A 2,551-nucleotide genomic window follows, 5' to 3' on the forward strand; every position below is an offset into this window, starting at 1 on the left:
GTCGATCTACAGGCCATGGAAGAGGTCGTGGCAAAGCCGGTGTTGGATTCTGCCGCGGGGGCGGCGCTGCCCACTGCAGTGGCTGATGCCGATGTGGCCGGGGCTGCGGAGGTCGTGCGGGGTGGGTACGAGCTTCCTGCTGCCGATCCGTATGACTCCATCGGGCTGGACGACGCGGTGACCTTAGGGAAGGCTGGAGGGAGAAGTTCCTTGGCTGACATCGGGGAGGCCTTGGTCGAGGCGACCGGGCGCGCTGTGGCAGCGGAGCCCGCGCTGGAGCGCCATGGAGAGGCGCTTTCCTCTGACTTGTTGAGCGCTGACCATCGTGATGCCCCCCCGGTAGTGTCCGCAACTCTGGGGGGCGTGCCTGAGCCCCTGCCGTCGGTGGATTTTGTGCAGCGGCCTGTAGTGGATGAGATACCGGCCGCGTTGGAGCTGGTCGCAGATGATTCTCCGGCTGCGGTGTTGCAGGCGCGCAGCCGTAAGCCCATGGCCAGCCAGGCGGATGAAGATGAGCAGGGTGAAGCGACTGCGCATGAGGCCGGGCCGGAGGTCAGTTTTGTGGTTGCTGCGCGGCGCAAGGCTTTCTGGCGCAAGCCGATGGTGCGTGCAGTGCTGATGCTTGTGTTGCTGGTCTTGGTGGTGGGCTTGTTGCTGCAGGTCGCTGTCCAGGAGCGTGACCGCATCGCAGCCACGGACCCGCGTGCAAGGCCGTGGCTGCACAGGTTGTGTGAGCCCTTGCAATGTGAGGTTGCCCCTCAGCGCCAGATTGCCGATGTGGTTATCGACAGTTCTTCATTCAACAAGGCCCGAGGCGACAGTTACCAGCTGGCGTTGGCCATGAAGAGCAAGGCGGACATTCCGTTGGCCATGCCAGCCGTAGAGTTGACCTTGACCGATGCCCAGGACCAGCCGGTGCTGCGCCGGGTGCTGCTGCCGACCGACATGGCCGCGCCGGCGGAGCTGCCAGCGCGTGGCGAATGGAGCACGTCGGTATCGGTGATCGTGACCACAGGCGGCGCGCGCGTGGCCGGGTACCGGCTGCTGGCGTTTTATCCCTGAATTTTCACTAACCTACGGACCGATTCATTTCTATGGCTGCCCTCATTTGTGGTTCCCTGGCATTCGACACCATCATGACCTTCGAGGGGCGCTTTGCCGAGCAGATACTGCCCGACCAGTTGCATATCCTCAACGTGTCGTTCCTGGTGCCTTCCCTTCGCCGCGATTTTGGTGGGTGTGCGGGCAATATTGCCTACAGCCTCAAGCTCCTGGGTGGTGAGCCTTTGCCCATGGCCATGTTGGGCAGTGACGGGGCCGACTATCTTCAGCGGTTGGAGTCGTTGGACATCGATTGCCGCCACGTGGGCCAGGTGCAGGACACCTACACCGCACAGGCCATGATCATGACGGACCGCGACAACAATCAGATCACGGCCTTCCACCCGGGGGCCATGATGCAGGCGCACGTCAACCGCATTGATGTGGGCACGACGGCGAGTGTGGGGATCATTGCGCCCGATGGGCGTGATGCCATGTTGGAGCATGCAGCCCAGTTCGTGGCGGCTGGCATTCCCTTCGTATTCGATCCTGGCCAGGGGCTGCCTATGTTCAGTGGGGAAGAGTTGGCGAAGTTCATTGACCAGGCATCCTGGGTCACGGTCAATGATTACGAAGGAAAGATGCTGAGCGATCGCACCGGCTGGACTCTGGCTGAAATCTCGCGCAAGGTGGAGGGGCTGGTGGTTACCTTGGGGGCTGAGGGCTGCGAGGTTTGGGTTGCCGGCGAGAAGACCCATGTGCCTGCCGTGGTGCCGACACAGGTGGTGGACCCCACGGGATGTGGTGATGCTTGGCGTGGTGCGCTGCTGTTTGGCCTGGAGCGGGGTTGGGCGCTGCCACGTTGCGCGGCGCTGGGTAACCGCGTGGGGGCCCTCAAGATTGCGCAGCGCGGCCCCCAGAACTACACATTGGATTTTGCGGTGGAGTGAGCCGTGGCCGGGATTGGGTAAAGGGGCCTGAACAGATGTTTGAGCCCGGTCTAGCGCCGATATGACCATGCTGTCGCCGCGAGGTGTGGCCCATGCTGCCTCACTGTTTGTTGGCTGGCGTGCTGCAGGCGTAAAAAAACCCGGTGCACAGGCACCGGGTTGAGCGTGTGATAAGCCTGAATTAAGGCTTGTTGCCCGTAGGGAAGGGCCAGGCAGCCTGAGGATTCAGGGTGGTCTGCGCTGCTGGTGCGGCAGCAGGGGCAGGCGCCTTGGGGGCCTTTTTGGCGGGTGCAGCTTTTTTGGCGGGGGCCTTGGCAGTCGCCTTCTTTGCGGGTGCTGCTGCCTTCTTGGAAGGTGCGTCCTTCTTTGCGGGTGCTGCGGGCTTCTTTGCTACTACTGCCTTTTTGGCGGGAGCGGCTTTCTTTGCCGGTGCAGCTGCCTTCTTGGCGGGAGCGGCTTTCTTCGCTGCTACAGCCTTCTTGGCTGGGGCGGCTTTCTTTGCCGGTGCTGCTGCCTTCTTGGCGGGAGCGGCTTTCTTCGCTGCTACAGCCTTCTTGGCT

3 protein-coding genes are annotated in these 2,551 nt (G+C 62.7%); 2 read left to right on the plus strand and 1 reads right to left on the minus strand.

The genetic code is table 11. The features are described from left to right. Together DBR12_RS11035 and DBR12_RS11040 are read left to right on the plus strand one after the other, a co-directional pair. The coding region (locus DBR12_RS11035) for a DUF3426 domain-containing protein (RefSeq protein ID WP_369861499.1) at positions 1-1,062 on the plus strand (1,062 nt) is incomplete at its 5' end. A 32-nt stretch (positions 1,063-1,094) separates the two neighbouring features. Further along, positions 1,095-1,991 (plus strand): carbohydrate kinase family protein, encoded by an 897-nt coding sequence (locus DBR12_RS11040; RefSeq protein WP_108617287.1) that lies wholly within the window; start codon positions 1,095-1,097, stop codon positions 1,989-1,991. A gap of 181 nt (positions 1,992-2,172) precedes the next feature. Here the strand turns inward: DBR12_RS11040 and DBR12_RS22755 are convergent. Then, positions 2,173-2,551, minus strand: a 379-nt coding sequence (locus DBR12_RS22755; RefSeq protein WP_233244394.1) for a histone, incomplete at its 5' end; no start/stop codon positions are given.

The sequence above is a fragment of the Acidovorax sp. HMWF029 genome (assembly GCF_003060895.1).
In the GTDB taxonomy this organism is placed as follows: domain Bacteria; phylum Pseudomonadota; class Gammaproteobacteria; order Burkholderiales; family Burkholderiaceae_C; genus Acidovorax.